The organism is Arcanobacterium phocae (genome assembly GCF_900105865.1).
Classification (GTDB): Bacteria; Actinomycetota; Actinomycetes; order Actinomycetales; family Actinomycetaceae; genus Arcanobacterium; species Arcanobacterium phocae.
In genome coordinates, this window is sequence record NZ_LT629804.1 from 443,316 (window position 1) to 466,711 (window position 23,396).

General features: G+C 47.7%; 20 protein-coding genes. 10 read left to right on the forward strand and 10 right to left on the reverse strand.

Annotation, left to right across the window (positions count from 1 at the left end):
- Nucleotides 1–79: 79 nt before the first annotated feature.
- The gene (locus BLT51_RS01950) at nucleotides 80–1,888 is read right to left on the reverse strand and encodes a peptide ABC transporter substrate-binding protein (protein ID WP_091279254.1); all 1,809 of its coding nucleotides are present in this window, start codon (nucleotides 1,886–1,888) and stop codon (nucleotides 80–82) included.
- Nucleotides 1,889–2,076: 188 nt separating this feature from the next.
- Between BLT51_RS01950 and BLT51_RS01955 the strand changes: the two genes are divergently transcribed.
- Nucleotides 2,077–3,267 carry an ROK family transcriptional regulator gene (locus BLT51_RS01955; RefSeq protein ID WP_091279257.1) on the forward strand — a complete coding sequence of 397 codons (1,191 nt, stop codon included), beginning with the start codon at nucleotides 2,077–2,079 and terminating at the stop codon, nucleotides 3,265–3,267.
- A gap of 18 nt (nucleotides 3,268–3,285) precedes the next feature.
- Nucleotides 3,286–4,803: a M81 family metallopeptidase gene (locus tag BLT51_RS01960; RefSeq protein WP_091282486.1), complete on the forward strand. Its 1,518-nt coding sequence runs from the start codon at nucleotides 3,286–3,288 to the stop codon at nucleotides 4,801–4,803.
- A gap of 76 nt (nucleotides 4,804–4,879) precedes the next feature.
- Here the strand turns inward: BLT51_RS01960 and BLT51_RS01965 are convergent, their stop codons facing one another.
- The 5 genes from BLT51_RS01965 to iolC form a co-directional block, all read right to left on the reverse strand.
- Entirely contained in the window at nucleotides 4,880–6,373 is a 1,494-nt protein-coding gene (locus BLT51_RS01965) for a CoA-acylating methylmalonate-semialdehyde dehydrogenase (RefSeq protein WP_091279260.1), read from the reverse strand.
- A 169-nt stretch (nucleotides 6,374–6,542) separates the two neighbouring features.
- Nucleotides 6,543–8,432: a 3D-(3,5/4)-trihydroxycyclohexane-1,2-dione acylhydrolase (decyclizing) gene (gene iolD, locus BLT51_RS01970; protein ID WP_091279263.1), complete on the reverse strand. Its 1,890-nt coding sequence runs from the start codon at nucleotides 8,430–8,432 to the stop codon at nucleotides 6,543–6,545.
- Nucleotides 8,429–9,325, reverse strand: a complete 897-nt coding sequence (gene iolB / locus BLT51_RS01975; protein WP_091279267.1) for a 5-deoxy-glucuronate isomerase — start codon at nucleotides 9,323–9,325, stop codon at nucleotides 8,429–8,431. The genes iolD and iolB overlap by 4 nt, the downstream gene beginning before the upstream one ends.
- Complete coding sequence (locus BLT51_RS01980; protein ID WP_091279270.1) at nucleotides 9,322–10,188, reverse strand: Cgl0159 family (beta/alpha)8-fold protein; 867 nt, start codon at nucleotides 10,186–10,188, stop codon at nucleotides 9,322–9,324. The genes iolB and BLT51_RS01980 overlap by 4 nt, the downstream gene beginning before the upstream one ends.
- Nucleotides 10,188–11,174, reverse strand: a complete 987-nt coding sequence (iolC, locus tag BLT51_RS01985; protein ID WP_091279273.1) for a 5-dehydro-2-deoxygluconokinase — start codon at nucleotides 11,172–11,174, stop codon at nucleotides 10,188–10,190. Before iolC ends, BLT51_RS01980 begins: the two co-directional genes overlap by 1 nt.
- A gap of 170 nt (nucleotides 11,175–11,344) precedes the next feature.
- Here iolC and BLT51_RS01990 point away from each other — a divergent pair, with 170 nt between their 5' ends.
- The 4 genes from BLT51_RS01990 to BLT51_RS02005 all read left to right on the forward strand — a co-directional run bounded on the left by BLT51_RS01990 (nucleotide 11,345) and on the right by BLT51_RS02005 (nucleotide 15,307).
- Entirely contained in the window at nucleotides 11,345–12,121 is a 777-nt protein-coding gene (locus BLT51_RS01990) for a GntR family transcriptional regulator (RefSeq protein WP_091279276.1), read from the forward strand.
- Nucleotides 12,122–12,312: 191 nt separating this feature from the next.
- Nucleotides 12,313–13,392, forward strand: a complete 1,080-nt coding sequence (locus tag BLT51_RS01995; RefSeq protein WP_091279279.1) for a transaldolase family protein — start codon at nucleotides 12,313–12,315, stop codon at nucleotides 13,390–13,392.
- A gap of 32 nt (nucleotides 13,393–13,424) precedes the next feature.
- Complete coding sequence (gene iolG / locus BLT51_RS02000) at nucleotides 13,425–14,411, forward strand: inositol 2-dehydrogenase (RefSeq protein ID WP_091279281.1); 987 nt, start codon at nucleotides 13,425–13,427, stop codon at nucleotides 14,409–14,411.
- A 32-nt stretch (nucleotides 14,412–14,443) separates the two neighbouring features.
- A complete protein-coding gene (locus BLT51_RS02005) occupies nucleotides 14,444–15,307 on the forward strand; it encodes a sugar phosphate isomerase/epimerase family protein (RefSeq protein ID WP_091279283.1) in 864 nt (287 codons plus the stop codon).
- 465 nt (nucleotides 15,308–15,772) lie between these two features.
- Here the strand turns inward: BLT51_RS02005 and BLT51_RS02010 are convergent, their stop codons facing one another.
- The 3 genes from BLT51_RS02010 to BLT51_RS02020 all read right to left on the reverse strand — a co-directional run bounded on the left by BLT51_RS02010 (nucleotide 15,773) and on the right by BLT51_RS02020 (nucleotide 19,319).
- Nucleotides 15,773–16,594 (reverse strand): PI-PLC domain-containing protein, encoded by an 822-nt coding sequence (locus BLT51_RS02010; RefSeq protein ID WP_157672856.1) that lies wholly within the window; start codon nucleotides 16,592–16,594, stop codon nucleotides 15,773–15,775.
- Nucleotides 16,581–17,951, reverse strand: coding sequence for an MFS transporter (locus BLT51_RS02015; RefSeq protein WP_091279286.1), 1,371 nt, complete (start codon nucleotides 17,949–17,951; stop codon nucleotides 16,581–16,583). The genes BLT51_RS02010 and BLT51_RS02015 overlap by 14 nt, the downstream gene beginning before the upstream one ends.
- A 234-nt stretch (nucleotides 17,952–18,185) precedes the next feature.
- Nucleotides 18,186–19,319, reverse strand: coding sequence for a zinc-binding dehydrogenase (locus tag BLT51_RS02020; RefSeq protein ID WP_172801294.1), 1,134 nt, complete (start codon nucleotides 19,317–19,319; stop codon nucleotides 18,186–18,188).
- 184 nt (nucleotides 19,320–19,503) lie between these two features.
- Here BLT51_RS02020 and BLT51_RS02025 point away from each other — a divergent pair, with 184 nt between their 5' ends.
- Nucleotides 19,504–20,244, forward strand: coding sequence for a sulfite exporter TauE/SafE family protein (locus BLT51_RS02025; RefSeq protein WP_091279289.1), 741 nt, complete (start codon nucleotides 19,504–19,506; stop codon nucleotides 20,242–20,244).
- 86 nt (nucleotides 20,245–20,330) lie between these two features.
- On the opposite strand, the gene BLT51_RS02030 is transcribed toward BLT51_RS02025, so the two are convergent.
- Nucleotides 20,331–20,672, reverse strand: coding sequence for a hypothetical protein (locus BLT51_RS02030; RefSeq protein ID WP_091279292.1), 342 nt, complete (start codon nucleotides 20,670–20,672; stop codon nucleotides 20,331–20,333).
- Nucleotides 20,673–20,900: 228 nt separating this feature from the next.
- On the opposite strand from BLT51_RS02030, the gene BLT51_RS02035 reads away from it, so the two are divergent.
- The 3 genes from BLT51_RS02035 (at nucleotide 20,901) to BLT51_RS02045 (ending at nucleotide 23,396) form a co-directional block, all read left to right on the forward strand.
- Nucleotides 20,901–22,163: an AGE family epimerase/isomerase gene (locus tag BLT51_RS02035; protein ID WP_091279295.1), complete on the forward strand. Its 1,263-nt coding sequence runs from the start codon at nucleotides 20,901–20,903 to the stop codon at nucleotides 22,161–22,163.
- A gap of 111 nt (nucleotides 22,164–22,274) precedes the next feature.
- Nucleotides 22,275–22,601, forward strand: a complete 327-nt coding sequence (locus BLT51_RS02040) for a helix-turn-helix domain-containing protein (protein ID WP_091279298.1) — start codon at nucleotides 22,275–22,277, stop codon at nucleotides 22,599–22,601.
- Nucleotides 22,602–22,607: 6 nt separating this feature from the next.
- Nucleotides 22,608–23,396: an ImmA/IrrE family metallo-endopeptidase gene (locus BLT51_RS02045; RefSeq protein ID WP_091279301.1), complete on the forward strand. Its 789-nt coding sequence runs from the start codon at nucleotides 22,608–22,610 to the stop codon at nucleotides 23,394–23,396.

A 23,396-nucleotide genomic window follows, 5' to 3' on the forward strand; every position in this document is an offset into this window, starting at 1 on the left:
CATAGAATCGGCATGTCATGCTCATAACCAGGACAGTTATTGAACTATATTCTGAGCACCGCTAACCCGGTTCCCTTTGCTACTTGGTATGTGCCCAATCTTGTGGGAACATACCAAGCATTGGATCTTGTGGACCTATTCCGTAAAGGTCTTTCTTCCACGCAGAAATTTGCGCTACTGGATTTGGCATCCACAAAACTGGTAGATCTTCTGCAAGGAAGTCGTTGTATTCCTTCAATGCTTTGCTGTCCTTGGCCCGCAAGGTGGCCTCAATCAGCTTGTCTGCCTCTGGGTTAGAGTATGAACCAAGATTGACTGGCGCATCCGTTTGAAACAGTCGATCTCCTGATGCGTAAACCGGGTAGTACCACGATGATTGTGATCCGAAGAAAGACAAGTCCCAATCACATGCTTCACCCGGTGCACACTTTTGCGAAACTGCTACCGAATCTGGAACTTCTTGGATCTCGAGCTTGATGCCAACCTCCGAGAAGCGGGAGTTAATTTCCGTCATCATGCGAGTTGTGGCTGGGAATCCAGACTGCGAAATCATCTTGAACTGCAGCTGTGCGCCCTTTTCTACACCTTCACCACATTGTTCATCACCAGTACCTGGCTTTTCACATATGGAAACGTCGCCGGCATTGATCTTCCAACCGTGCGATTCCAAAAGCTTCTTTGCGCCTGCTGGATCAAACTTGTATGCGCAGCCTTCAGTTGATCCAGCTGCCCCTGGCTTTTGTGGCACTGGTCCACAAGTCGGGGTTGCTGTTCCAGCCCAAACTGTTTTAGCGATTGCTTCTTGGTCGATTAGCATCTGCATCGCTTGGCGGACGTATTTTTGCTTGAAAATTGGGCCTGACTTCGGGTTGGCGAAGTTGAACGGCATGTAGGTGATTGACCATCCCGCCCAAGGTTCGACGACGTACCCTTGCGATTCAATCGTTGACCGTTGATTAATAGATCCAGCTGGGATATAACCATAGTCAATACCGCCAGAACGCAGAACATTAAACTGGGCATCATCAGATGTGAACGGACGCAAGGTTACCGAATCAAGCTTTGGCTTATCGCTACCAGTGTATTGTTTATTGGCAACCAGTTTGACTTCACCGTTTGGCACGAAGGAATCTAGCTGGAATGGTCCGTTAACAACTTTCCACAATGGGTTAGTTGCATATGATTGCAGATCCTTAGACGCTTCAGTAAGCATGGCGAAAATTGCTTTCGCTCCATCTACGTCACGATCGTAATCGCCAATTTCACCATCAACAGAGGTTTTACCCCACACGTGTTGTGGCAGCGGGCGAACTGAACCTAGCTGATTATCAACAAACCAGCCTGGATTGAATACTTCAGTTGTTGTAAACGATACGGTGTGATCGTCAATAATCTTGAATTCAGCAACGTTATCCGGGAAGTTTCCCTTGCGATAACCGGACCATTCTTCTTTGTTCGCGTTCAGAATGTTCCACCAGAATTCCACATCACGAGTGGTAATGTCTTCCCCATCAGACCATTTCGATGGCTTCATTTTCAGCTCATAGGTTAGACCATCATCAGATACCTTTGGTTCTTCGGCAAGGGAACGCTCGTCAAGGTTGAATTCGTTGTCTGCGTCAAGCTTGTAATCGAAGAATCCCTTGTACAGCATGTTGATGAAAATGCCATTTTCTCCTTGTGTTTTTCCAGGTGCAGAAATTGGCAATATCCATGTAGGTGTGCGCAACGCTACTGTGACGTTTCCGCCCTCTTGGATTTCTCCGGTGGGCTGTGCGCTACCGCCGTCTGACGGTTTGTTAGCAGTTGGTTGTCCAGAGCACGATGCCATCAGCAACATCGCACTGGTAAAAGCAGCTATTTTAGCTACACGGCTGAATGAACGCATAGTCAGTCTCCTCGTTGAGATACACATGGCGGGATACTCCACCACCTGTGATCTACACAATACCATTTGTTCACACACTTCGTTCACTTTTTTCGAATTTTTCCCAAACTTTGTCCACTTAGGCTAGACTAGAGAAAACAGCAACTGGGGCCACGTTGCTCACTCCGCTCGATATAAAGGCAACACGCATGGAAACGATCTCTCTTAATACGACGGTCTCTCCTCGCATATCGTCCACAGCAGATATTCACAAAAACGACCTTGCCGTTCTTGAATCCCTCACTATCGGGCCATTGTCTCGCACCGATATCATCAAGGAAACTAGGCTTCCACGCTCTACCGTTCACGCCAGTGTGCGACGCCTACTTCAGCGAAACGATATCGAGGAATTCACGCTTGCTTCTTCTACTGGTGGTCGACGCGCCGCCCTCCTGCGCATTTCGACACTTCACGACATTGCTGACGTAGTCGAACTAGGATCACACCATGCACGCATCGGAATCGCTAATCTGTCTGGAAAGATTCTTGCAGCAACTGATGTTCCGTTAGAGATCAGTGATGGCCCAGAACGGGTTATTCCAACGCTATATAACGCTTGGACCGAACTCCATCGCAACAATCCACAGATAGCGTCTGCAAAAATCGTTGGCGCGGCGGTACCAGGCCCTGTTAATTCTCAAGGACACATCGTTGCTGCTGCACGTATGCCTGGCTGGAACCACATTGGCCTCGTTGATTTACTCCACGAAGCCACCGGATGCCCAACAATAATAGAAAATGATGCACGTGCTGCCGCCGTCGGCGAATGGTCGCGCCGTGGCGAAACAGCCGAATCTTCGATATACATCAAAGCCGGGTCGGGTATCGGTGCAAGTTGGATTGCTGACGGAATCGTTTTCCGCGGATATCAAGGTTTTGCGGGCGAATTAACCCACACCCGAGTACAAACGCCACAGCCAATGATCTGTTCTTGCGGAAATACTGGATGCCTTGAAACAGTTGCCTCCGGTGCTGCCATGCTCCAGCACCTCGCCAGTATCGGCTCGCCCATCACAACGGTTGCTGAGATTATTGAAGCTACCCAAAACGGTGACTACACAGTTTCACCTCTAGTACGTAATGCTGGTGCCTATATTGGCGAGGCTCTTTCTGGCTTAGTCAATTTCCTTAATCCTCAACGAATTATTATCGGAGGTTCGCTTTCCCAAACACGCACACTCATTGCTGGAATCCGTTCCGAGCTCTACCAACGTTGCCTCCCTATGGCAACCGCACACCTCACCATAGACACTTCACTCTCCGGACAAGATGCTCCCCTCATTGGGATGGCTGTTCTTGCCCGCCAAACCCAAACTACCTCACACCGTCATAGTCATTAAGCAAAGGAGCTTAGAATGATGCGTATTGCTATCTGCGGGATTCATATTGAATCGTCAACATTCACCCCATACCTGTCTGTGGAATCAGATTTCACTGTACGCCGTGGGGAGGAGCTACTACAGCGCTATCCGTTTATCACAGGTGCCGATATTCCACTAATAGACCGCGTGCCAGAGCATCTGGCCGGCCGGGAATGGGGTGTGGGTGGGCGTCGTACTTGGGCGAACGACGTCGAATGGGTGCCAATCTTGCATGCCGCAGCGTTACCGGGTGGCCCGCTTGATGCTCCTACGTTTTTAGCCTGGCGGCGCGAAATCTGCGAGCGGTTAGCAGAGGCTGGCCCACTAGACGCAATTTTCTTCGATATTCACGGCGCGATGAGCGTTCCCGGGTTTGACGACGCCGAAGGGTATCTGATCGATGGGATCCGAATGGCGATAGGATCAGAGATTCTGGTGGGAGCCTGCATGGATCTGCATGGCAATGTTTCACGCAAACTGTTTAGCCAAACTGATATGCTCACCTGCTATCGAATGGCTCCGCATGAGGACGCTTGGGTGACCCGCGAACGCGCAGCACGCACTTTAGTTGAGCGGGTTCGTTCGGGGAAGGGCCGGCCAAAGAAAGCCCTCGTTCATGTCCCGATTTTGTTGCCTGGGGAAAAGACCTCTACACGGATGCAGCCTGCGGCACGGTTGTACGACGCGGTGGCCGAGTTTGCGGACCATACTGATGGTGTTATCGACGCGAGTTTTTGGATTGGTTTTGCATGGGCAGATCAGCCGCGGTGTTGCGCTGCTTTTGCGGCATACGGCGACGACCAGGAGATTCTTAACGACGGCGTATCCCGGCTAGCGCGCTCGGCTTGGGACGCTCGGCACGAGTTTGAGTTTGTGGCACCTACGGACGAATTCGATGTGGCGCTAGATAAGGCAATAAAGTCCGATGCGCGCCCGTTCTTTATTTCTGATTCGGGAGACAACCCAGGGGCTGGCGGAGCCGACGACGTCACCGTTGCACTTGCTGAGGTACTGTCTCGCGCTGAGGTCATCAACGGTGAGGTGTCAGTTATCCTCGCCTCCATTTTCGATCCAGTGGCAGTAATGCATGCGGCTGAGGCCGGCGTCGGCGCGGAGATAACTGTGCACGTTGGTGGAAAGGTTGATACCCGCGAACCCGGGCCAGTTGAGCTGACGGCACTAGTAGAAAATCTGGTGGACGATCCAGAGGGCTTACTGACCGCGGTCTTAGCCGTTGGCGGCTTGCGACTAATTGTCACTACCCGTCGCAATCAATACACGACGCGCGAGCAGTTTGCCCGGTTGGGACTTGACCCGAAGAAAACCGATATCGTGATTGTAAAAATCGGCTACTTGGAACCGTATTTACACGATATCCATGCGGATTGGATTTTAGCTCTCACCCCGGGCGGAGTTGATCAGAACTTGGTGCGCCTTGGCCATTCACATATTGACCGTCCAATGTTCCCATTTGATGACCCAGAGGACGTCTCACTGAAGGTCATTCGCGACTAATTTTCGAACTATAACAGTGTGATGCCCGGGAGCCGAGCTTCCGGGCATCACACTGAATTAGGATTTGCGAGATTACTTATTCTTCGCGTTGGAATGACATAGTTGCCGAGTATGTTTGTTCTGATGGCCAGCGGCTGGTAATTGCTTTTGCCCTAGTATAGAAATTCACGCCCTCTGGGCCATGAATATGATGATCGCCGAGGAGAGATTCTTTCCATCCACCGAAGGAATAGTATGCCACTGGAGTTGGAATTGGAACATTTACTCCAACCATTCCGGCTTCAACATCAAGCTGGAAGCGGCGCGCCATCCCACCATCATTAGTAAAAATAGCTGAACCATTCCCGAATGGCTGTGCATTGACAACATTAATTGCTTCTTCGTAGGTATCGACGTCGTTAATGGTCAGTACCGGACCGAAAATTTCTTGCTTATAAACGTCCATGTCATATGTAACGTCAGTAAGAATCGTCGGACCAACAAAGTATCCGTTTTCATAGCCTGAAACTTTAATGTCACGCCCATCAAGGACAACTTTCGCACCCTGCTTTTCTGCATCCGTGATGAGTTTGACGATCCGTTCCTTAGCATTCTTGCTAATGACTGGGCCCATCTGAACTCCCTCGTCAAGACCCATACCGACCTTAATTTTTTCGGCATGTTCTTTAACTTTCAGTGCAAGCTTCTCACCGATACCGCCCACTGTAATAACTGCAGGTAGCGCCATGCATCGTTCGCCGGCAGCGCCGAATGCGGCAGCTGAAATATGCTGAGCTACAAAGTCTAAATCCGCATCAGGCAAGACGATTGCGTGATTGTTTGCCCCACCAAGTGCTTGTACTCGCTTACCATGCTTGATTCCACCCTCTTGAATAATGTGAGCCACTGGTGTTGAGCCGACGAATGAAATGGCATCAATGCCATGATGCTCAAGGATCTGCGTAACCACTTCACGCGTTCCAGAAACCACATTAAACAGTCCATCAGGAAGGCCAGCTTCTTGATAAAGGCGCGCGATAATCAGTGACACGGTAGGAGTTGAGGTTGCCGGTTTGAGAATAAAGGCATTACCTGTGGCTAGTGCTAGTGGGTGCATCCACATTGGAACCATGACTGGGAAATTGAATGGGCAAACACCAGCAACTACACCAAGTGGCTGCCGGATTGTATGGATATCGACTCCGCGGGAAACGTCATACGAATATTCCCCTTTGAGTGCGGTATTTATTGAGCACGCAAAGTCTAGTGTTTCCCGGCCACGTTGGATTTCACCGATGGCATCAGAATAATCTTTACCATGCTCTTCGACGATTGCACGCGCAATTTCATCTTGATGGTCCAACACCAGTTGGCGCATTTTAAACAGAATTTCAACGCGTCTGGCTAGCGACGTCGCCACCCACTTTTTCTGCGCTTTTCGTGCCACATCAACGGCATAGTTAAGGTCGTCTTGCGAAGCTAGCGCAACTCGACGAATTACCTCACCAGTTGCTGGATTATCTATATCTGCGTAGCTATTTGATCGACCTTCATAGAGTTTTCCATCGATCCAATGCTTGACTATTTCCATAACCACTCCTATGTAGTACATCAACCATTTGTTTACAAACATATCACATTTAAGTAAATTGTATGTACATTAAAAGCGTAATTAAGTCTTATTGTTTGAACGGAGGCCTGCAATGTGAATTTGCAGGCCTCCGTGCTCTTTGGAGAAGAGATTTAGCAGAAACTAACGATTAAAAATAATGCCTTTGATGCTTCACCCCTTCACAGTATTCCTGGTATGCACGCTGGGTTGATTCAAGACGTGAAACTTGTGCGACCGGTACGTCCCAGTAGGATGACGACGGCGGATTTGGCCCATACAGATCAGTCTCAATATAGATCATCACTGCTGACGTCATTTCGGTTGCCTTACGATACGCCGTCTTGAACTCATCAATGGACGAAACACGCAAGACAGTTAATCCCCAAGACTCAGCATTCTTCGCGATATCAACCGGGATAAGCTCTCCTTCTTGATTATGTGGATTGCCGCCACCCATGCGATAACGCGTACCGAAACGCTGTGAACCACGAGATTCTGAAAGCGCACCAATAGAAGCAAATCCATGGTTCTCTAGCAGAACATAGATCACCTTCAGCCCTTCTTGAGCAACAGTTGCTAACTCCATTGGAAGCATCTGATACGTTCCATCACCGACGATCGATACGACCTCAGAGTCCGGACAAGCCATTTTGACACCAATTCCAGCCGGAATCTCATATCCCATCGTCGAGAATGCGTATTCAACATGGTACTGAGTTGGCGTCTTTGCCTGCCAGAGTGCTTGTAGGTCACCTGGCATAGATCCGGCAGCATTGATGAGAACATCAGTATCTTTCATCATCTCATTAAGAGCGCCAAATACTTCAATTTGGGCTGGTAATGGGCCATGACCAATATGGTAAAGACTGTCAACAACCTTAAGCCACGCCGTCCGTTCTTCCGCGATGCGCTTTTCGTATTCCGTAGAAACATGATAGTCAGCAAGCAAATCAGTCAGGCCACTCAACGCTTCTCGCGCATCTGCAATAACCATTTCGGCGCCGTTCTTTACAGCGTCAAATGGCTTCACATTGATGTTGACAAACTTGACAGCAGGGTTCTTAAACTGCGTTCGCGATGCCGTAGTGAAATCGGAATAACGCGTACCAATTCCAATGACGAGATCAGCTTCATCAGCTAAATGGTTTGCTGAATCACCACCGGTTGATCCAACTCCACCAACAGCTTGCGGGTGGTCACAATTGATAGCACCCTTGCCAGCCTGAGTGTCAGCAACTGGAATTCCGGTAAGTCTTGCAAATTCGCGCAATTCTTCCGAAGCCTTCGAATAGATTACACCACCGCCAGCTATAATCAACGGAGCCTGCGAATGCCGAATTAATTCAGCCGCACGCTCTAGCTGTGACTTTTCCGCTGGCGGACGGCGAATATGCCACACCCGCTTAGCAAATGCGGCTTCCGGAAAATCAAATGCCTCAGCCTGCACATCCTGCGGCATGGCGATCGTGACTGCACCAGTATCTGCCGGATCTGTTAGTGCGCGCATTGCTTGCATCAACGACGGTAACAACTGTTCGGGTCGGTTAATTCGATCAAAGAACACCGATACGGGCCGGAATGCATCGTTGACAGACGTGTCTAGCGTTTGCGCATTCTCTATCTGTTGCAGAACCGGATCAGGTATACGCTTGGCGAACTGATCAGACGGGAACAAAAGCACTGGAAGCCGGTTTGTGGTTGCTAACGCAGCTCCAGTGACCATATTAAGTGCACCCGGCCCAATGGAAGAAGTACACATGAAAGTCTGCGTACGGTTCTTTGCTTTAGCATAGGCGGCAGCAGCATTGACCATACCCTGTTCGTTGCGTGGCATGTAATACGGCATCGAACCGCCATCGGGGTCTGGATCAATTTCATTTTGTAATAAAGCTTGTCCTAGACCAGCAACATTTCCGTGTCCAAAGATACCGAAGGCACCGGCAATAAGTCGCTCCTCAACGCCGTCAGCTTCTACGTATTGATTAACTAGAAATCGGATCGTTGCTTGTCCAACTGTTAGACGTACGGTGTTGTTCATAGCTTCTCCTCTGTTACAGGCATGAATGGCAGTCGGGGATCAATATCCTCCCCTTCCCAGGCTTGACGTTGCCAGGTATGGACTGGATCATCGGTCATCATCCAGACAGAGTCCTCTGCAGGTCCTGCCATAACGTTGAGATAGTACATATCATGGCCGGGGGCAGCTACGGACGGACCATGATACCCATGCGGGACGACGACGGTGTCACCCGAACGCACTTCGGTACATACGTTGATGTCTTTTCCGGGCGAAGAGTAAACTCGCTGAAGTCCGAAACCATCAGTTCTTTGTTCCGGACCGCCTGGACGCAACTCAAAATAGTAGATTTCCTCTAAAATCCGCTCATTGTCAGAATGTTCATCATGCTTATGTGGTGGATAAGATGACCAATTTCCTCCAGGAGTTAGGACTTCAGTAACAAGCAGATGTGATGTTTCAAGGTCATTGCCTAGTGCATAGTTATTAACTTGACGCGAACACACGCCTGCACCTCTGATGCCAGAATGGACATCACTTGCAGGACAATAACGCACCGGCAAATCCTTCGTTGATTTTGCCCCCGGTACCGCGAACCGACCGGACTCAGTGGCAACTATCGTGAAGCTAGTATGCCACGGAATGTAGATATAATCAGTTACTGCTGTAAATACAGATTCTCGTCCGGCAAGCGAATACTTTTCATTTGCCACCACCACATCTGCACTTCCATTGAGCGGCAGGACTAAAACTTCGTCGTCGTCAGTATCAATAGTGACTGACTCGCCTTTTTGCAGACGAGCTATTCGTAGACTCGAAAAATCCCATCCAGCTTTTTCGGCTGTAATGTAGGTGTCAAATTTACCGGTTTCAGTACTTCCCGCTTCTAGTACATATTTATCATTGTCGTTCATAGCAACTCCACTGCGTTGTCGACTGCTGTTTGGACATCCCCGTGTGAGGGGAAAAGAAGGGATCGACCAATTACAAGACCACATACGTTTGGCAATTTAACTGCTTTACCCCAACTATTTAACGTATTTTCTGGATCCTTAGATACTTCTCCTCCTAAGATCAGCGATGGCAAAGTCGTACTTTCCATCACGCGCTCCATCTGTGGGACACACGGCAATTTGAGCCAGGTGTATGCACTCGTCGACCCTAGCGCAGATGCAATAGTTATCGACTTAATGACTGCTTCTGGGCTGAGATCATTAACAAGTTGCCCATCTTTCCAACTGGAAACAAATGGCTCTATCATCGCGATTTTTTTATTTACTGACAGCTGGTTAACCGCCTGTGCAGTAGCCGCTAAGGTGCGTGGAGTGCTTGGATCTGCAAAGCAGATGCGAGTCAAAGTTTTCCCTCCGTCTAGATTGTCCTCAACAATCGCTTCTGGCGTATAGCACCCAAAACGGTCATCTATTTCAAAGCTTGCCCCCTGAAGACCAGTCCGGTTCATTGACCCAAAAACAAGCTTGTTTTCAAGCGCTCCTAGAAGCGTAAGGTCTTCAACTAAATCAGCAGTTCCTAAGAATCCATCAACGCCTGGCCGAGACAGAGCTATCATGCACCTTTCTAGAAGCTCAGTACGATTAGCCATCGACATCGGATCCTGTCCGGCGCCCAAAGCACCCCGAGCAGGGTGATCACATGCAATGATCATCATCTTCCGACCATTTTGAGGTAACTGTCCTGGAGCTCGTGAAGACAAACGCTTCTTTATCTCTTCTGGATGATGGAGTCTAATATCCAGGATGTCTTGAATAGCAACCATCACGATTCCTTCACTACCGGCGCCGTCTCAGTACGCTGGATCATTAATTCACGAACTTCGCCTTCCGTCGGCATGGCGGTAGAGCATTCCAAGCGGGAAGAAACAATTGCCCCTGCTGTCGACGCAAAATGGATCGCCGTCGGAATATCCCAGCCAGCAATTAGTGCATGAGTCAAGGCACCACCAAAAGCATCTCCGGCACCTAAACCATTGAGCGTGTCAACTTTAGTAACTGGCACTTCGATACGAAGATCGCGAGTTTTTGCGAGAGTGCCTTTTGGACCTTGCTTAACAATTGCCAGCTGCACACCTCTCTCTAAGAGTGCGTCTGCAGCTCTATCTGGTTCTGTTTCACCAACAGCAATTCGGCATTCTTCTTTATTTCCGACAGCAACATTGACATAGTCGAGTAACGAGCCAATTTCCCGCTGTGCAACTTCTTCACTTTCCCAGAACATAGGCCGATAATCAAGATCAGCGATCGTCCATCCAGAAGTATTTTTACGTGCTCGCAAAGCTTCCCAATGCGCGGAGCGAGACGGTTCGTCCGACAACCCCGTACCTGAGACCAAAAATACCTTTGCATGAGCGACTGCGTCGACCGGAACATCTTGTGGCCGAAGTTGGAGATCTGGTGCTGATGGCTCACGATAGAAATATAACGGGAATGTATCCGGAGGGAATATCTCACAGAATGTTACCGGTGTTTTATAGTTTTCAGTCGTAATGACAAACTGGTCAGATACGCCTAGACGATTCATCTCCATACGAACGAACTTTCCAAAAGGATCATCGCCTACACCGGAGATCACAGCTGCGGAATGCCCCAGCCGGGCAGCTGCTACCGCAACATTAGTTGGTGATCCCCCAAGAAATTTGCCAAATGTTTCGACGTCTTCTAATCCCACTCCGGACTGAAGAGGATATATATCTACTCCGGACCGTCCCATGGTTATTACTTCCGGATATTGAGTTTCACGCACCATTGCGGATTCCTTTCTCACGTACTACACATTTTTCATCACCAACATCACATATGTCAAGTCCTTGTCCTAACATAAATATTACAAACTGTTGCTTATGGGTACTAAAATCAGCACTATAACAGAAATAGGTTATGCTTTACATAAAAAGTGCAAACAACAAGGAGGCTTTCATGGTGGATAAAGAAAAGGACGCGTCTCTTGACAAACCTTTCGCGCTCGATTTAGTACTCAACAGAAATTCGGCCGAACCTCTTTATCAGCAAATCCTCGCACCCATCTCGCAACTAATTAAGAACGGTAGTCTGCAACCAAATCAGTTGCTTGAAGATGAGATATCCATGGCCAAACGTCTTAACATTTCACGACCCACAGCACGTCGCGCACTTCAAGAGCTCGTTGATTCTGGCCTTCTTATTCGACGACGTGGCGTTGGTACAAGGGTCACCCCCTCTCATGTACATCGCCAGCTTGCGCTAACATCCCTCAATGACGACCTTGTCAAAGCTGGTCATGCCACACGAACAGAAGTTCTTAAATACCAGATCCATTTAGCCACCCAAGAAGAAGTTGAATTTCTCAACTGCGACCCAGACGAAGAACTTGTTACTATCCAGAGATTGCGTTGGATTGATGACCACCCGCTAGCAATCTTAAATAACATCATTCCAAGCAGGATTGCTCCATCTTTGACCGAGCTGTCTCACTATGGACTCTACGAATCCTTCAGCCATCAAGGGATAGTCCCCATTTCGGCAGTGCAAACGTTAGGGGCGAAAAACGCAAGTAAAGCTGAGGCAGACATGCTTCAAATTGAACCCCAAACAGCACTATTTACCATGCAGCGAACCGCATATGACTCTCAAGGGAAAGTTATCGAGCATGGCAATCACGTTTATGATTCGCAACAATATAAGATGACATTTCCGCTTGTAAATCCAGCAAACTAGCCACAGATAAGCGTTACCCACAGCATCTCAACCAGCATCTCTTACATAAACAACATGACATGAGAGGACAAATCCTTGACATAAGCCACCCATGTTAGTAACGTATATCTCACACGGTACGTCACCAACGAGGGTGGCTATGAGTTGACTCATTTTGCGTGACCTACTTTAACGTAGTTGAGGAGCAATCTATGTCAGATACTAAATACACACCAGGTCCACTATTAACAGCATGCGAATCGTTCGACACTGTCTTATGGAACGACTCTTCAGATCTTGAGGAATTGCAAACTTCAATTTCATATGGTGGCGTAGGAGCAACCTGCAATCCTGTCATCGCTTATACAACCATCGCAAAGCATCCTGAAATTTGGACTGACCGCATCCGGAAGATCGCTGAAGATCACCCAACCTGGAGCGAATCTCAGATCGGCTGGCAAGCGGTCATGGATATGTCCGTAGAGGCAGCTAAGCTGTTGGAGCCAACTTTCGATAAGACACATGGTCATGATGGACGCCTATCCGTTCAAACAGACCCTCGCTTACATCGTGACGCTCGCGCACTTGCTGACCAAGCCGAACTGTTCCATAACCTTACAAAGAACATCATCGTCAAGATTCCAGCCACAAAGACCGGAATCGAAGCAATCGAAATGGCAACCGAACGCGGTGTCTCAGTCAATGTAACCGTGTCTTTCTCAGTCCCCCAAGCAGTTCAAGCTGCCGCTGCTATTCAGCGAGGGCTTGAGAAGCGTGAAGCTGCTGGACATGACACCTCACAGATGAGTCCAGTTGTCACAATCATGGTTGGTCGCCTTGACGATTGGCTTAAGCACGTCGTAAAACGCGACAAGATTTTCTTGGATCCATCCGCATTGGAGTGGGCCGGAGTAGCCGCAGTCAAGCGCGCATACAAGATTTTTAACGAACGCGGATACCGTGCTCGTGTGCTTGTTGCAGCATTCCGCAATGTACTTCAATGGAGTGAATTCCAAGGTGGCGACCTTGTGGTTTCTCCACCGTTCTCTTGGCAGAAACTCATTAATGACTCAGATTATGAGCCAATCGAAAAGATGAGCATTGACGTTGATGAGCATTACCTCACCCAGCTACGGAGAATCCCCGATTTCAACCGTGCCTACGAACCGGACGGGATGACATTGGAGGAATTTGAAACGTTTGGCCCAACAGTTCGCACACTGCGCCAGTTCCTTAATGCCGACAATGACCTCGACATGCTCATTCGCGACATTCTTATCCCTGCACAATAAAGTTACAACTGACAACGACGTTAGGAAAGACAATGATTAGAATTGGATTAGTGGGAGCCGGGCGTATTGCTCATGTTCATGCTCGCACAGTAGAGGCACACCCAAATGCTCAATTAACATTTGTTGCAGATCCAGTAGAGGCTGCGGTTAAGCCTCTTGCTGAGAAGTATGGAGTTCGTTATTCTCTTAATGCGGATGATGTTTTTACAGCCCCCGATGTGGATGCAGTAATTATCTGTTCACCAACACCCCTACACGTTGAGCACATTTTGAAGGCCGCCAAAGCCGGTAAACCTGCTCTCTGTGAAAAACCAGTTGCAATGGAAACAGCAAAAGTTGAGGAACTGGTTGAGTCACTCAAAGATGTTGATCACACCACCATGATTGGATTCAACCGACGATTTGATCCTACCTTCGCTCAAATGCACAAGATGGTTGAAGCCGGGGTAGTTGGTAAAGTCGAACAGGTAACGATTATTTCTCGAGATCCTGCCGCTCCGCCAAAGGAGTATATCGCCGTTTCTGGTGGCATTTTTAAAGACATGACCATCCACGACTTCGATACTGCACGTTTCTTCCTGGGAGATATCGTTTCGGTCTACGCCGTCGGACAGAACTTGGACCCCGAGTTGGCTGATACCGGCGACTTCGACGGCGCAGTAATTACACTCACCAATTCCGAAGGTGCGGTAGCAACAATCACGAATTCCCGTCATTGTTCCTCTGGTTATGATCAGCGTCTTGAAGTTTTCGGAGATAAAGCGACGATCAACGGCGACAATATGCGATCTACCCAGGTACGCGTCTCTAATGGAGATCATACTGATGCGAAGAATGTTTATCTCGACTTCTTCCTTGAACGTTACGAAGAAGCTTATGCCAATGAGCTAAATGAATTCTTCGCAGCTATTTCTGAGAACCGTAAGCCTGCAACATCTATTGACGACGGCGCTAAGGCTCTTCGTATCGCTGAAGCCGCTGAAGAGTCCGCCAAAACCGGCAAAATCGTTTACCTGTAAAACAATGACAAAAATTCAAAGGAGAATTTGATATGAAAATTGCAGGGGCACCCATCAGCTGGGGAGTATGTGAAGTTCCAAATTGGGGATACCAGTTGTCGCCAGAACGTGTCCTTACCGAAATGAAAGAAATGGGACTAACTGCAACTGAGTTTGGCCCTCAAGGCTGGCTACCTCAGGAGCCAGAGGCACGCGCTAAGGCAGTGTCCGGATATGGTCTCGAACCAGTTGGTTCTTTTTTCTTGGCAGTTATGCATGATCCTAATGTTGATCCGATTCCTGCCGTGGAGCGTGAGCTCGATGCGTTCGAAGTCGCGGGTGGAACTAACTTAATTCTTGCCGCTGATTCGGGACAGGACGGATATGACACTCGCCCAGTTCTAGATGAAACTGGGTGGAATACCCTATTCACAAACCTGTCACGGATCACCGAAGTAGCTGCAGCTCGTGGCGTAACCGCTTCGCTACATCCTCATTGGGGAACAATGGTGCAAAACCTAGACGAAGTTGAACGTGTCTTGGATAACTCACAGGTCGGTCTTTGCCTCGATACAGGGCATCTCGCCTGTGGTGGCGCTGACGTTGTTGAGCTGGTGAAAAAGTATGCTGATCGTGTCAAGATCGTTCACGCGAAAGATATCCACAAGGATATGACTGACCAGCTACTACCTGGAACTTTAACGTGGGGTCAGGGCGTCAAGGCTGGTATGTTTGCTCCCATTGGTGAGGGCGATATCGATTTCGCTGCCATTGTTTCAGAACTCGATAAAGTCGGTTTCGACGGCTATTACGTTCTAGAGCAAGACATCATGATCGACGGCGAACCGGCGCCTGGCGAAGGTCCCCTACTTGACGCTCAAAAGTCATTTGAAGCTCTAAAAGCCTTGGCACGGTGAGCTTCTAAGATAATCATTTCCCTCGGACACTAGGACTCTTCCTATCGGTAAATGATTATCTATGTAGTAGCCCAATGGAGGGAGAATCTCAGATTCTCCCTCCACTCTTCATGCCTGAAATAGGTAGACCACAAAGAATCCTTCTGAGAAAATATGAACACTGCATCCTAGAAGCGGCTGCTACTAGGCACCGCAGTCTTTCATACCCTGTAGTACAAGTGACTCGCATCATTTGTATGTATATAATATGGTCTGCTTCTCGCCCTCGTTTTAACAGAAGTAGATACAATGGCACTGTGTCTGCCGTTCTGTTTCCTCTACTTTACTCACCGCATTGTCCTTAGTATCCGCCAGCGAATATCTGTGTTGCTCTTAAAAGACAAACAGGGTAGCTGGTTCTATCGAAATAAAGTGTTTCGATAGAACCAGCTACCCTGGATATGTTGAACGGATCTACTAGATGGACTATCGTAGATTCATTTCGACTGTTGCACGTGCAAGCTCCGGTGTAACAAAATCAAAGATTTGTACTCCACGTAAAGACAAATCTTCTCCTTGCTTTTCCTTAAATAGCTCCGCTACTCGCGGATTTAGTTCTTGCGCGTATCCCAGTGGGTTACCTAGTTCGCCAAGTGTTGCACTGACATGATTAAGAACGAGACGTTCATCAGTGTCAGTACCCATTGCCTCACGAATTGCTGACCACTTTTCTTCAAGATCTGGACCTTCCCATAAATCTTGAATCAGAAGTGTTGGATTATTGTGCCAAGCTTGCGCCCAGAAGTGGCCACCAATTTGGGTAAAACCATATTGCTCTGGAGCACATTCAAAGGCCACAATCTTCCCACGATAGTCACCAACGCTACCCCATGGTTGCCTATCAGATTCCCACTCTGGGAAGAACTCTTGATAGTTAGCAACGAGATCCAGCATGGCACGACCATATTTCATGAAGTCATCCTTGCGCTCATTCGCATTTTGTACTCTAGCAATAATGACTTCAGATGGGTGTTCGCGTAAGAATCCGGTCATCTCGTCGAATATTTCAGAGCCAGTAATATTTGACTGCCATTCCCGATGCGCCGCAAATAGATTTCGCTTCAGACGCAGATCAACGTAACGCACACCAGCTTCAAGTTGCTCCATAAGAGACAAGGATTGCGTTCGATAAAAAGGATGATCACATGTTGCAGTCATGGTGTCATGCGTACCTGGCAAACAGAGCTCAGCTAGCGGCCGTTCGCCATCAACCTTCTCCATCCAGTCCGCTGTGTTATGCGCCAACATGGTTGTCTTCCATCTTTTGATGCATCCGCACCATAATATGCGAGAGAACCGCGGCGACAATCGCCAGAACTGCAAGACCGAAGAATACGCCACCGAGCGATGACGTTGGTGTCAGTACCTGCGTGACAATCTCACCGACGTCGTTCTTAACCGAAGGAACAATAACGTTCGACAAAACAATAGGCGCAACGAGAGCTGGAATGTAACCTAAGGTAATGGCAAATGACATAGCAGCAGATGCGTGTCTCTTCGGTACATTGAACTCGCCGATCGGAGCGTAATAAACGCCTCGCACCATAAACGTAATAGCCGATGCAAGGAGCATCAAAACGACGAGCGTCCAGAAGATTCCTGTGCTTACGATGTTATCTGGTGCGTTGTCTGCCGAAAACTCCGTCACGGTTGCCGGGTTGGTAATGAAGATTACTCCGATAACAGCAAGAATGACTGCAAGGATAACTTCCATGAACCGCATAAACCGGGTGGCAGTCTTGAATACCTTTTCAACGAGAATACTAGAAACAAGTGGAAGCATCCGCAACCCGATAACTGTGGTTGCGAATACTGCTGCAACAACTGCGCTCGTTCCGTATCCTGCCTGAAGGTAGCGTGCGAAATATGTACCAGCAGCAACAAATGTGCCGTAGATACAGAACACGTTGATGCCCGCGATCCAAACCACTGGGAGCTTTGCAACATGTCCAACGCCACGGATAGCTTCCTTAGCAGAAGCACTCTGAGTATCTGCATCTCCAACCTTAGTACCCTTCGGAACAACGAAGAATACCGCTACACCAGCACCTATTACGATGCAGGAAGCAGTAAGCATAATCGCGAACGGAGTAGCACTTATAGCAATCATCACTGTCCAGAGAAGCGAAATCAGGAAAGCTAGTAGGCCACGTCCAAATTCGAACAAGCCAAAAGCTGTTCCTTGGTGCTCTGCACTTGTTGAAAGACTTACTGCTTTGAAGTTTGCAGGTTTAAACAAGACTTCAGAGCATAGCAACATCAAGAAGAAACATGCTAATAGCACCGGGAACGGGATCCCGGGGGAAGCCAAGGTGATGTATAGCGATATTCCCCCAACGCCTGCCGAAGCGATCGCCATAATCACACGAATTGGAAAACGATCTCCAATCCATCCGAGTGCCACCGTTCCTAGGATAATAACAAGGCCTTGCATTGAATAAAGCTGTCCTGCCTGTGCATCTGTTACACCCAACGCGGCAGGGAAATCCTGGGGAAGAGTGTTTCTAATATCCCAGAATGCGTAGATGAGTTGGGCGTTTACAGTCACAAGTATCAACTGGAAAAGCCCCGTCGTCGTGAAAATTTCTTTAAATTTTGCGCTCATGTCAGCTCCTTTGCTGAATATGGAAGTAGTTCTTCACGCCACATTGCGAGAAGAGCCGAAATGTATCATCACCTCAACTCTATCCTAATGATATGTAACATAGTACATAATGTCTATAACATTTTGATATTTAATGAAATATTTGATTAGACAAATATCTTTCTCGTACGCTTGGTGGGTGATAAAGCACCCTAAATCGGTGCTTTATCACCCACCAAGCCAAGCTGACAACTATTACAAGGACATATCCACAACGGCACGTCCTTGAATCTTGCCCTGCGCCAATAACTTGTACCCTTCACCGGCCTGATCCAATGAGAACTTTCGGGTCACGATGTGACGGTAGTCGATATAACCGTCAGAAGCCATCTTCACAACCGTCGGCAAATCTTGACGTGTACGAGCGCCATACGATCCTAAAATCGATTGCGAGCGACGGACAGTTCGGTTAATTTCCACAGCCGCTGTTTGAACGCCAGCACCCAGCCCAATCGGCACCATACGTCCACCGTCACGAAGTGAATCTAGCGCAGATGTCCAAGTTTCGGGACGTCCAAGTGCTTCGAATGCTACGTCCACGCCGCGGCCGTTAGTAAGGGCTAGCACTTCATCGCGTACGTTCCGTTTCATTGAGTTAACAACATCAGTTGCACCGAGCTTACGTGCAGCTTCGAGCTTCTCATCATCGACGTCGATAGCAATAATTTGCGCAGCACCAAAAGCTTTTGCAACTTGAATAATGTTTGATCCAATTCCTCCAGTTGCAACAACGGCAACAGTTTCTCCGTATTGTAAATTAGCGCCACGACGGACAGCTCCATATCCTGTCAACGCCGCACATCCGAGGATAGAACCAGCAACCATATCCATCCCGTCTTCGAGTGCAGTAACCGATGTCGATGGAATTACACAGTATTCGGATAAGGCTCCCATAGAATACATAGCAATTGGTTCGTTATCTAGACCAAAAAGGCGGGTATGACCGTCATATAGCTGTCCTTTAATACGGTTCATATCAAAAAATGGCGCACATAGGTCATCTCGACCTTGAGCACAGTATTCACACTTTCCACATGGCATCAAAAACGCACCAGCAACATTCTGCCCAACATGAAGTCCTGTTTGCTCATTGCCTGGCCCAACCTCAACAATTTGGCCCGTTACCTCATGCCCAAGAACACACGGCAATGGGAAAGCGATTTTCCCACCGATGACGTGTAGGTCTGAATGGCACATTCCACAAGCAGTTACTTTTATGAGTACTTCACCATCTCGCGGATGCGGTGTTTTAATTGTTTCAACTTGCAATCCGATCTTAGGATCACGTAAAACAGCTGCCCGCATCGTTGCGGGTATTTGTACAGACATTATGCCCCCCATTGGAATTTTTATCTGAACTATTGTTCTATTGTGACACTATCAGTGTAACTATACAGCGGCCATTAAATCCACTTTCTGGCGATTTTCTAATGAAATAATGCTCCACTACCAGATTTAACCAAACTTTAAAACAAGGATATATTTTGTCACATACAAATATTATAATAACGCTATGCATATCTCGATAACCGGCATGATTTTCCTCGCCATAGCTAGTTTTTTCGTTGGCGTATCTAAAACGGCATTGCCTGGCTTAACAACGGTGTCTGTTGCAATTTTTGTAGCTGTTCTTCCAGCAAAGGAATCAACGGCAGCTTTATTAATTCTCCTGCTAGTAGGCGATATTTTCGCTCTCTATGCATGGCGGCAGTTTGCTGACTGGTCCGTTCTACGCAAGCTTCTTATCGGAGTATTCGCTGGTGTTGGGTGTGGGGCTCTATTCTTAGCCGTCGTTCCGGAAGTCGTATTGCGGCGAGGTATCGGTGCACTACTCATCTGTTTAGTGCTATTAACAATATGTCTTAAGTACTATCGACCCGATCAAACTTCCCACCATTGTACGTCTCCCCGAGCACGATGGTTTTACGGCTCCCTCGCGGGTTTCACAACAATGACAGCAAATTCTGGTGGTCCGGTAATGTCGTTATATTTCATCGCATCTGGTTATCACATTGCAGAATTTTTAGGAACACAAGCATGGTTCTTTTTCTTAGTAAATATGATGAAATTACCCTTTACTCTGGGATTAGGTCTTCTCAGAGGTCCGACGCTTAGTATACTTCCTTATTTAGTTCCTTTTGTTATTATTGGATCTTTAGTAGGAACAAAAAGTATAAAATATTTTAGTCAGCAAACATTCGACCACAGCATTATTTTTTTAACTCTCGTTTCCTCAGCATACTTACTTTGGTAAACATATCTATGACTGTGTAGTGTGCCCCTAGAGCCGAGCTCTAGGGGCACACTACACAAAGCCTGATTTTAGCTGAGTATCAAGGGTTACTTATCACCCATGACGATCTTCTTAACACAGTCATTAGAGGTTTTTAGAAACACGTCTTCCGTGCCTTTTGGAAGGTCGTTCTTGTCAATTTTTTCCTTGTCTAAAACTTTATCAAATTCTTTAATCTGCTGGTCATTTAGCTGATCAAAAATTCCATCAGCTAAACAATGCCCAAGATCATTGACCTGTTCTTTGCTCAGCTCGCCAGACGGCACGTCTTCAACGAACTTGTTGTAAAACTTATCTTTAACGGCTGCTTTGTCTGGACCTTGAGAGCATCCAGCTAAACCTGCAATTGAAAATGCTAGTACGCATACTCCCGCAACAATTTTCTTCATACTTATCCTTCACTGTAAACCTGACAGCATAATAAAATAAGCTCGCTTGCCTACATTACTAATAAAATCAGCGAAATATCTTAATTGATTTTATCAGAAATACGGCTTTACGACCGATTACCCTAGCTTAACTAAACCGTTTTTGTTAGGCTCTAACTAGCAGTCTAGAATTCCTGAGGGCGTTCTACCTACTGGCTTATTTAACTACTTGGTTGACAAGGAAGTCTCATGGTTATTGACGAAACAACACAGACCTGGCTTACCCAGGAATTTGATGCGTTAGTTGATTTTGCTCGCCATTCCCGGTGCGAGCATGGTTTTTCCACTCTTGACGCAACTGGCGAAGCTGATCCGGATGCCGGCCTCCAGCTCTGGATTAACTGCCGCATGACGCACGTTTTTTGCCTTGCTACACTCAAAGGCGATGATTCAGCCCGTGCTTTCGCTCAACACGGAATTGATTGTCTGCGCACCCACTTCTATGATGCACAATTCGGCGGGTTTTTCACCACGTTACGTTACGACACCAATGAACCATTAGGGGCCGACGGCGAACGCAAGGCCGCCTACGCTCACGCATTCGTTCTTCTCGCTGCTAGTTCGGGCATTCAGGCTGGTTTAACGGGCGCTCGTGAACTATATGAGTTAGCTCTAGACGCTCACGAAAAACATTTCTGGGAGCCAGAGTATGGGCTGGCTCGCGAGTCTTGGAACCGCGACTTTACCCAGACAGATAGTTATCGCGGGGCGAATGCAAACATGCATACCCTCGAAGCATCACTAGCAGCATGGGACGCTACGTCAGATCCACGATGGTTAGCTAAGTCGGCGTCGATCCTATCTTTCGTGTTGGGCGAAGCCGATAAAATTGGCTGGCGGATTCCTGAACATTTTGATTCCACTTGGCAGTTGCTTCCGGAGTTCAATCGAGATCGTCCGGCTGATCCGTTCCGCCCCTTTGGGCTCACTCCCGGCCACGGAATTGAATGGGCCCGGTTGGCACTTCATTTTTGGGCGGCAGTAAATCGCTTGTCCGGCGAGATTTCACCAGAGGTACAAGAATTTGTTGACCAGCTCCCGGAAGCTGCTTATTCATTATTCACGACGGCGTTGGCTGATGGCTGGGATGCGGACGGCGCACCCGGAATTGTCTACACAACTGATTTCGACGGCGAACCAGTCGTTCACGAACGAATGCATTGGACTATCTGTGAGGGAATAGGTGCAGCATCCGCATTTGCTACCTATGCAGAGCAGGCCGGAGACGCAGATAAGATCACCGAGATGCATCTATGGTTCGAAACCTTCCTCGATTATGCCAAGACACATCTCATCGAAGCCCCGGGCCGTTGGATTCACGAGTTAGATCAGAACAACACACCGTCTGGAATAACTTGGCCAGGCAAGCCGGACGTCTATCACGCAGCTCAATGCGTCCTTATGCCAGAGCTTGGTCTTACCCCATGCTTTGCTGGCGCATTAGTCAAATAAGTAGCTAGATAGATTTATCCATCTCTCAAATTTAACATTCGCAATACCAAAATTTCACCTTGTAGCTCACAATAACATAACATAGAATGAATATTTAGAGAGGTAATATTCATGAATATTAAGTCAAAATTAGTAGCGGAACGAATTCAACAACATCGCCTTGCAGCTGAGTTGAACCAGACCGAGCTCGCACACTTAACACAAATTTCACAACCAACGTTATCTCGCATTGAGCAGGCAACCCAATCATTGACCGCTGAACTTGCTTTAAAGATTGCGATAGCACTCAACATATCTATAGAAGCAATCCTTGGTCCTGCTCTCATATCAGATTCCCTTGCAACAGCTGCTCGCCCTGGCAGTTCCACCTCAGCAATGACTACTATGCACGAAGCTGCCGCGTCATACTTCGCTGATTTCCGGCGAGTAACACTTTAAAACACTATGAGTAACGAAAACGAAGGAGCAGAGGCAGCCCACACTCTCCGCGAACAACTCGATATTGGAAACGCTCCCATCAGTAATATTTTTACTATATTTGACCTTTTAAATATAGATGTTATTTTTGTTCAAGCAGATAACAATGAACATGGCTTCACAGCTCGTGACGAAAAGAGTAAAGCAATAGTTGTAGTTGTTAATTGTCATCTCCCATATGCTAGATTACGTTCAACACTTGCACATGAACTCGCGCATATCAGTTTTTCTGATGACCTCACTAACTTGAATACTCATCTATATTCGAGTGATTCTGAGATACGCGCCAATGCGTTTTCCCGCCATTTCCTATTGCCACTCGCCGCTGTTAGCAATTGGTGGGATAAAGCAGCTACTAAGGATACACATCGATTCCTCAATTCACTTGTCCGTAATTTCGGAGTTTCTCCAGCAATCGCAGCTTTTCAAATGAGCAATGCAGACCTCATTGATGACGCGGTGTGTGAACAATATCGTCAAGAATCCAGTCGATCTCTCGCTAAGAACTATGGCTGGGAAGACCTCTTACAAAACCGCGTTAATGAGATTCACACAAAAAAAGAGCCTAAATTACTGAAAGAAAAAGCTATCACCGCATTTCACAATGGGAAAATTACCCAAAACGAGCTAGCTGCAATTCTTAAGTGCACAGTTACAGATGTAGCACGTAATTTTCCTATCTCATCCCTGCGCGAATCCAAAACGGATGTTGCTGATCCCATTATTTTGGATGACGATCTTTCCGACTTGCTGTGA

Bases quoted from the DNA above. Each gene is read 5' to 3' on its own strand.
- BLT51_RS01950 (WP_091279254.1), bottom strand. From the start codon at position 1,888: ATGCGTTCATTCAGCCGTGTAGCTAAAATAGCTGCTTTTACCAGTGCG.
- BLT51_RS01955 (WP_091279257.1), top strand. From the start codon at position 2,077: ATGGAAACGATCTCTCTTAATACGACGGTCTCTCCTCGCATATCGTCC.
- BLT51_RS01960 (WP_091282486.1), top strand. From the start codon at position 3,286: ATGCGTATTGCTATCTGCGGGATTCATATTGAATCGTCAACATTCACC.
- BLT51_RS01965 (WP_091279260.1), bottom strand. From the start codon at position 6,373: ATGGAAATAGTCAAGCATTGGATCGATGGAAAACTCTATGAAGGTCGA.
- iolD (WP_091279263.1), bottom strand. From the start codon at position 8,432: ATGAACAACACCGTACGTCTAACAGTTGGACAAGCAACGATCCGATTT.
- iolB (WP_091279267.1), bottom strand. From the start codon at position 9,325: ATGAACGACAATGATAAATATGTACTAGAAGCGGGAAGTACTGAAACC.
- BLT51_RS01980 (WP_091279270.1), bottom strand. From the start codon at position 10,188: ATGGTTGCTATTCAAGACATCCTGGATATTAGACTCCATCATCCAGAA.
- iolC (WP_091279273.1), bottom strand. From the start codon at position 11,174: ATGGTGCGTGAAACTCAATATCCGGAAGTAATAACCATGGGACGGTCC.
- BLT51_RS01990 (WP_091279276.1), top strand. From the start codon at position 11,345: ATGGTGGATAAAGAAAAGGACGCGTCTCTTGACAAACCTTTCGCGCTC.
- BLT51_RS01995 (WP_091279279.1), top strand. From the start codon at position 12,313: ATGTCAGATACTAAATACACACCAGGTCCACTATTAACAGCATGCGAA.
- iolG (WP_091279281.1), top strand. From the start codon at position 13,425: ATGATTAGAATTGGATTAGTGGGAGCCGGGCGTATTGCTCATGTTCAT.
- BLT51_RS02005 (WP_091279283.1), top strand. From the start codon at position 14,444: ATGAAAATTGCAGGGGCACCCATCAGCTGGGGAGTATGTGAAGTTCCA.
- BLT51_RS02010 (WP_157672856.1), bottom strand. From the start codon at position 16,594: ATGTTGGCGCATAACACAGCGGACTGGATGGAGAAGGTTGATGGCGAA.
- BLT51_RS02015 (WP_091279286.1), bottom strand. From the start codon at position 17,951: ATGAGCGCAAAATTTAAAGAAATTTTCACGACGACGGGGCTTTTCCAG.
- BLT51_RS02020 (WP_172801294.1), bottom strand. From the start codon at position 19,319: ATGTCTGTACAAATACCCGCAACGATGCGGGCAGCTGTTTTACGTGAT.
- BLT51_RS02025 (WP_091279289.1), top strand. From the start codon at position 19,504: ATGCATATCTCGATAACCGGCATGATTTTCCTCGCCATAGCTAGTTTT.
- BLT51_RS02030 (WP_091279292.1), bottom strand. From the start codon at position 20,672: ATGAAGAAAATTGTTGCGGGAGTATGCGTACTAGCATTTTCAATTGCA.
- BLT51_RS02035 (WP_091279295.1), top strand. From the start codon at position 20,901: ATGGTTATTGACGAAACAACACAGACCTGGCTTACCCAGGAATTTGAT.
- BLT51_RS02040 (WP_091279298.1), top strand. From the start codon at position 22,275: ATGAATATTAAGTCAAAATTAGTAGCGGAACGAATTCAACAACATCGC.
- BLT51_RS02045 (WP_091279301.1), top strand. From the start codon at position 22,608: ATGAGTAACGAAAACGAAGGAGCAGAGGCAGCCCACACTCTCCGCGAA.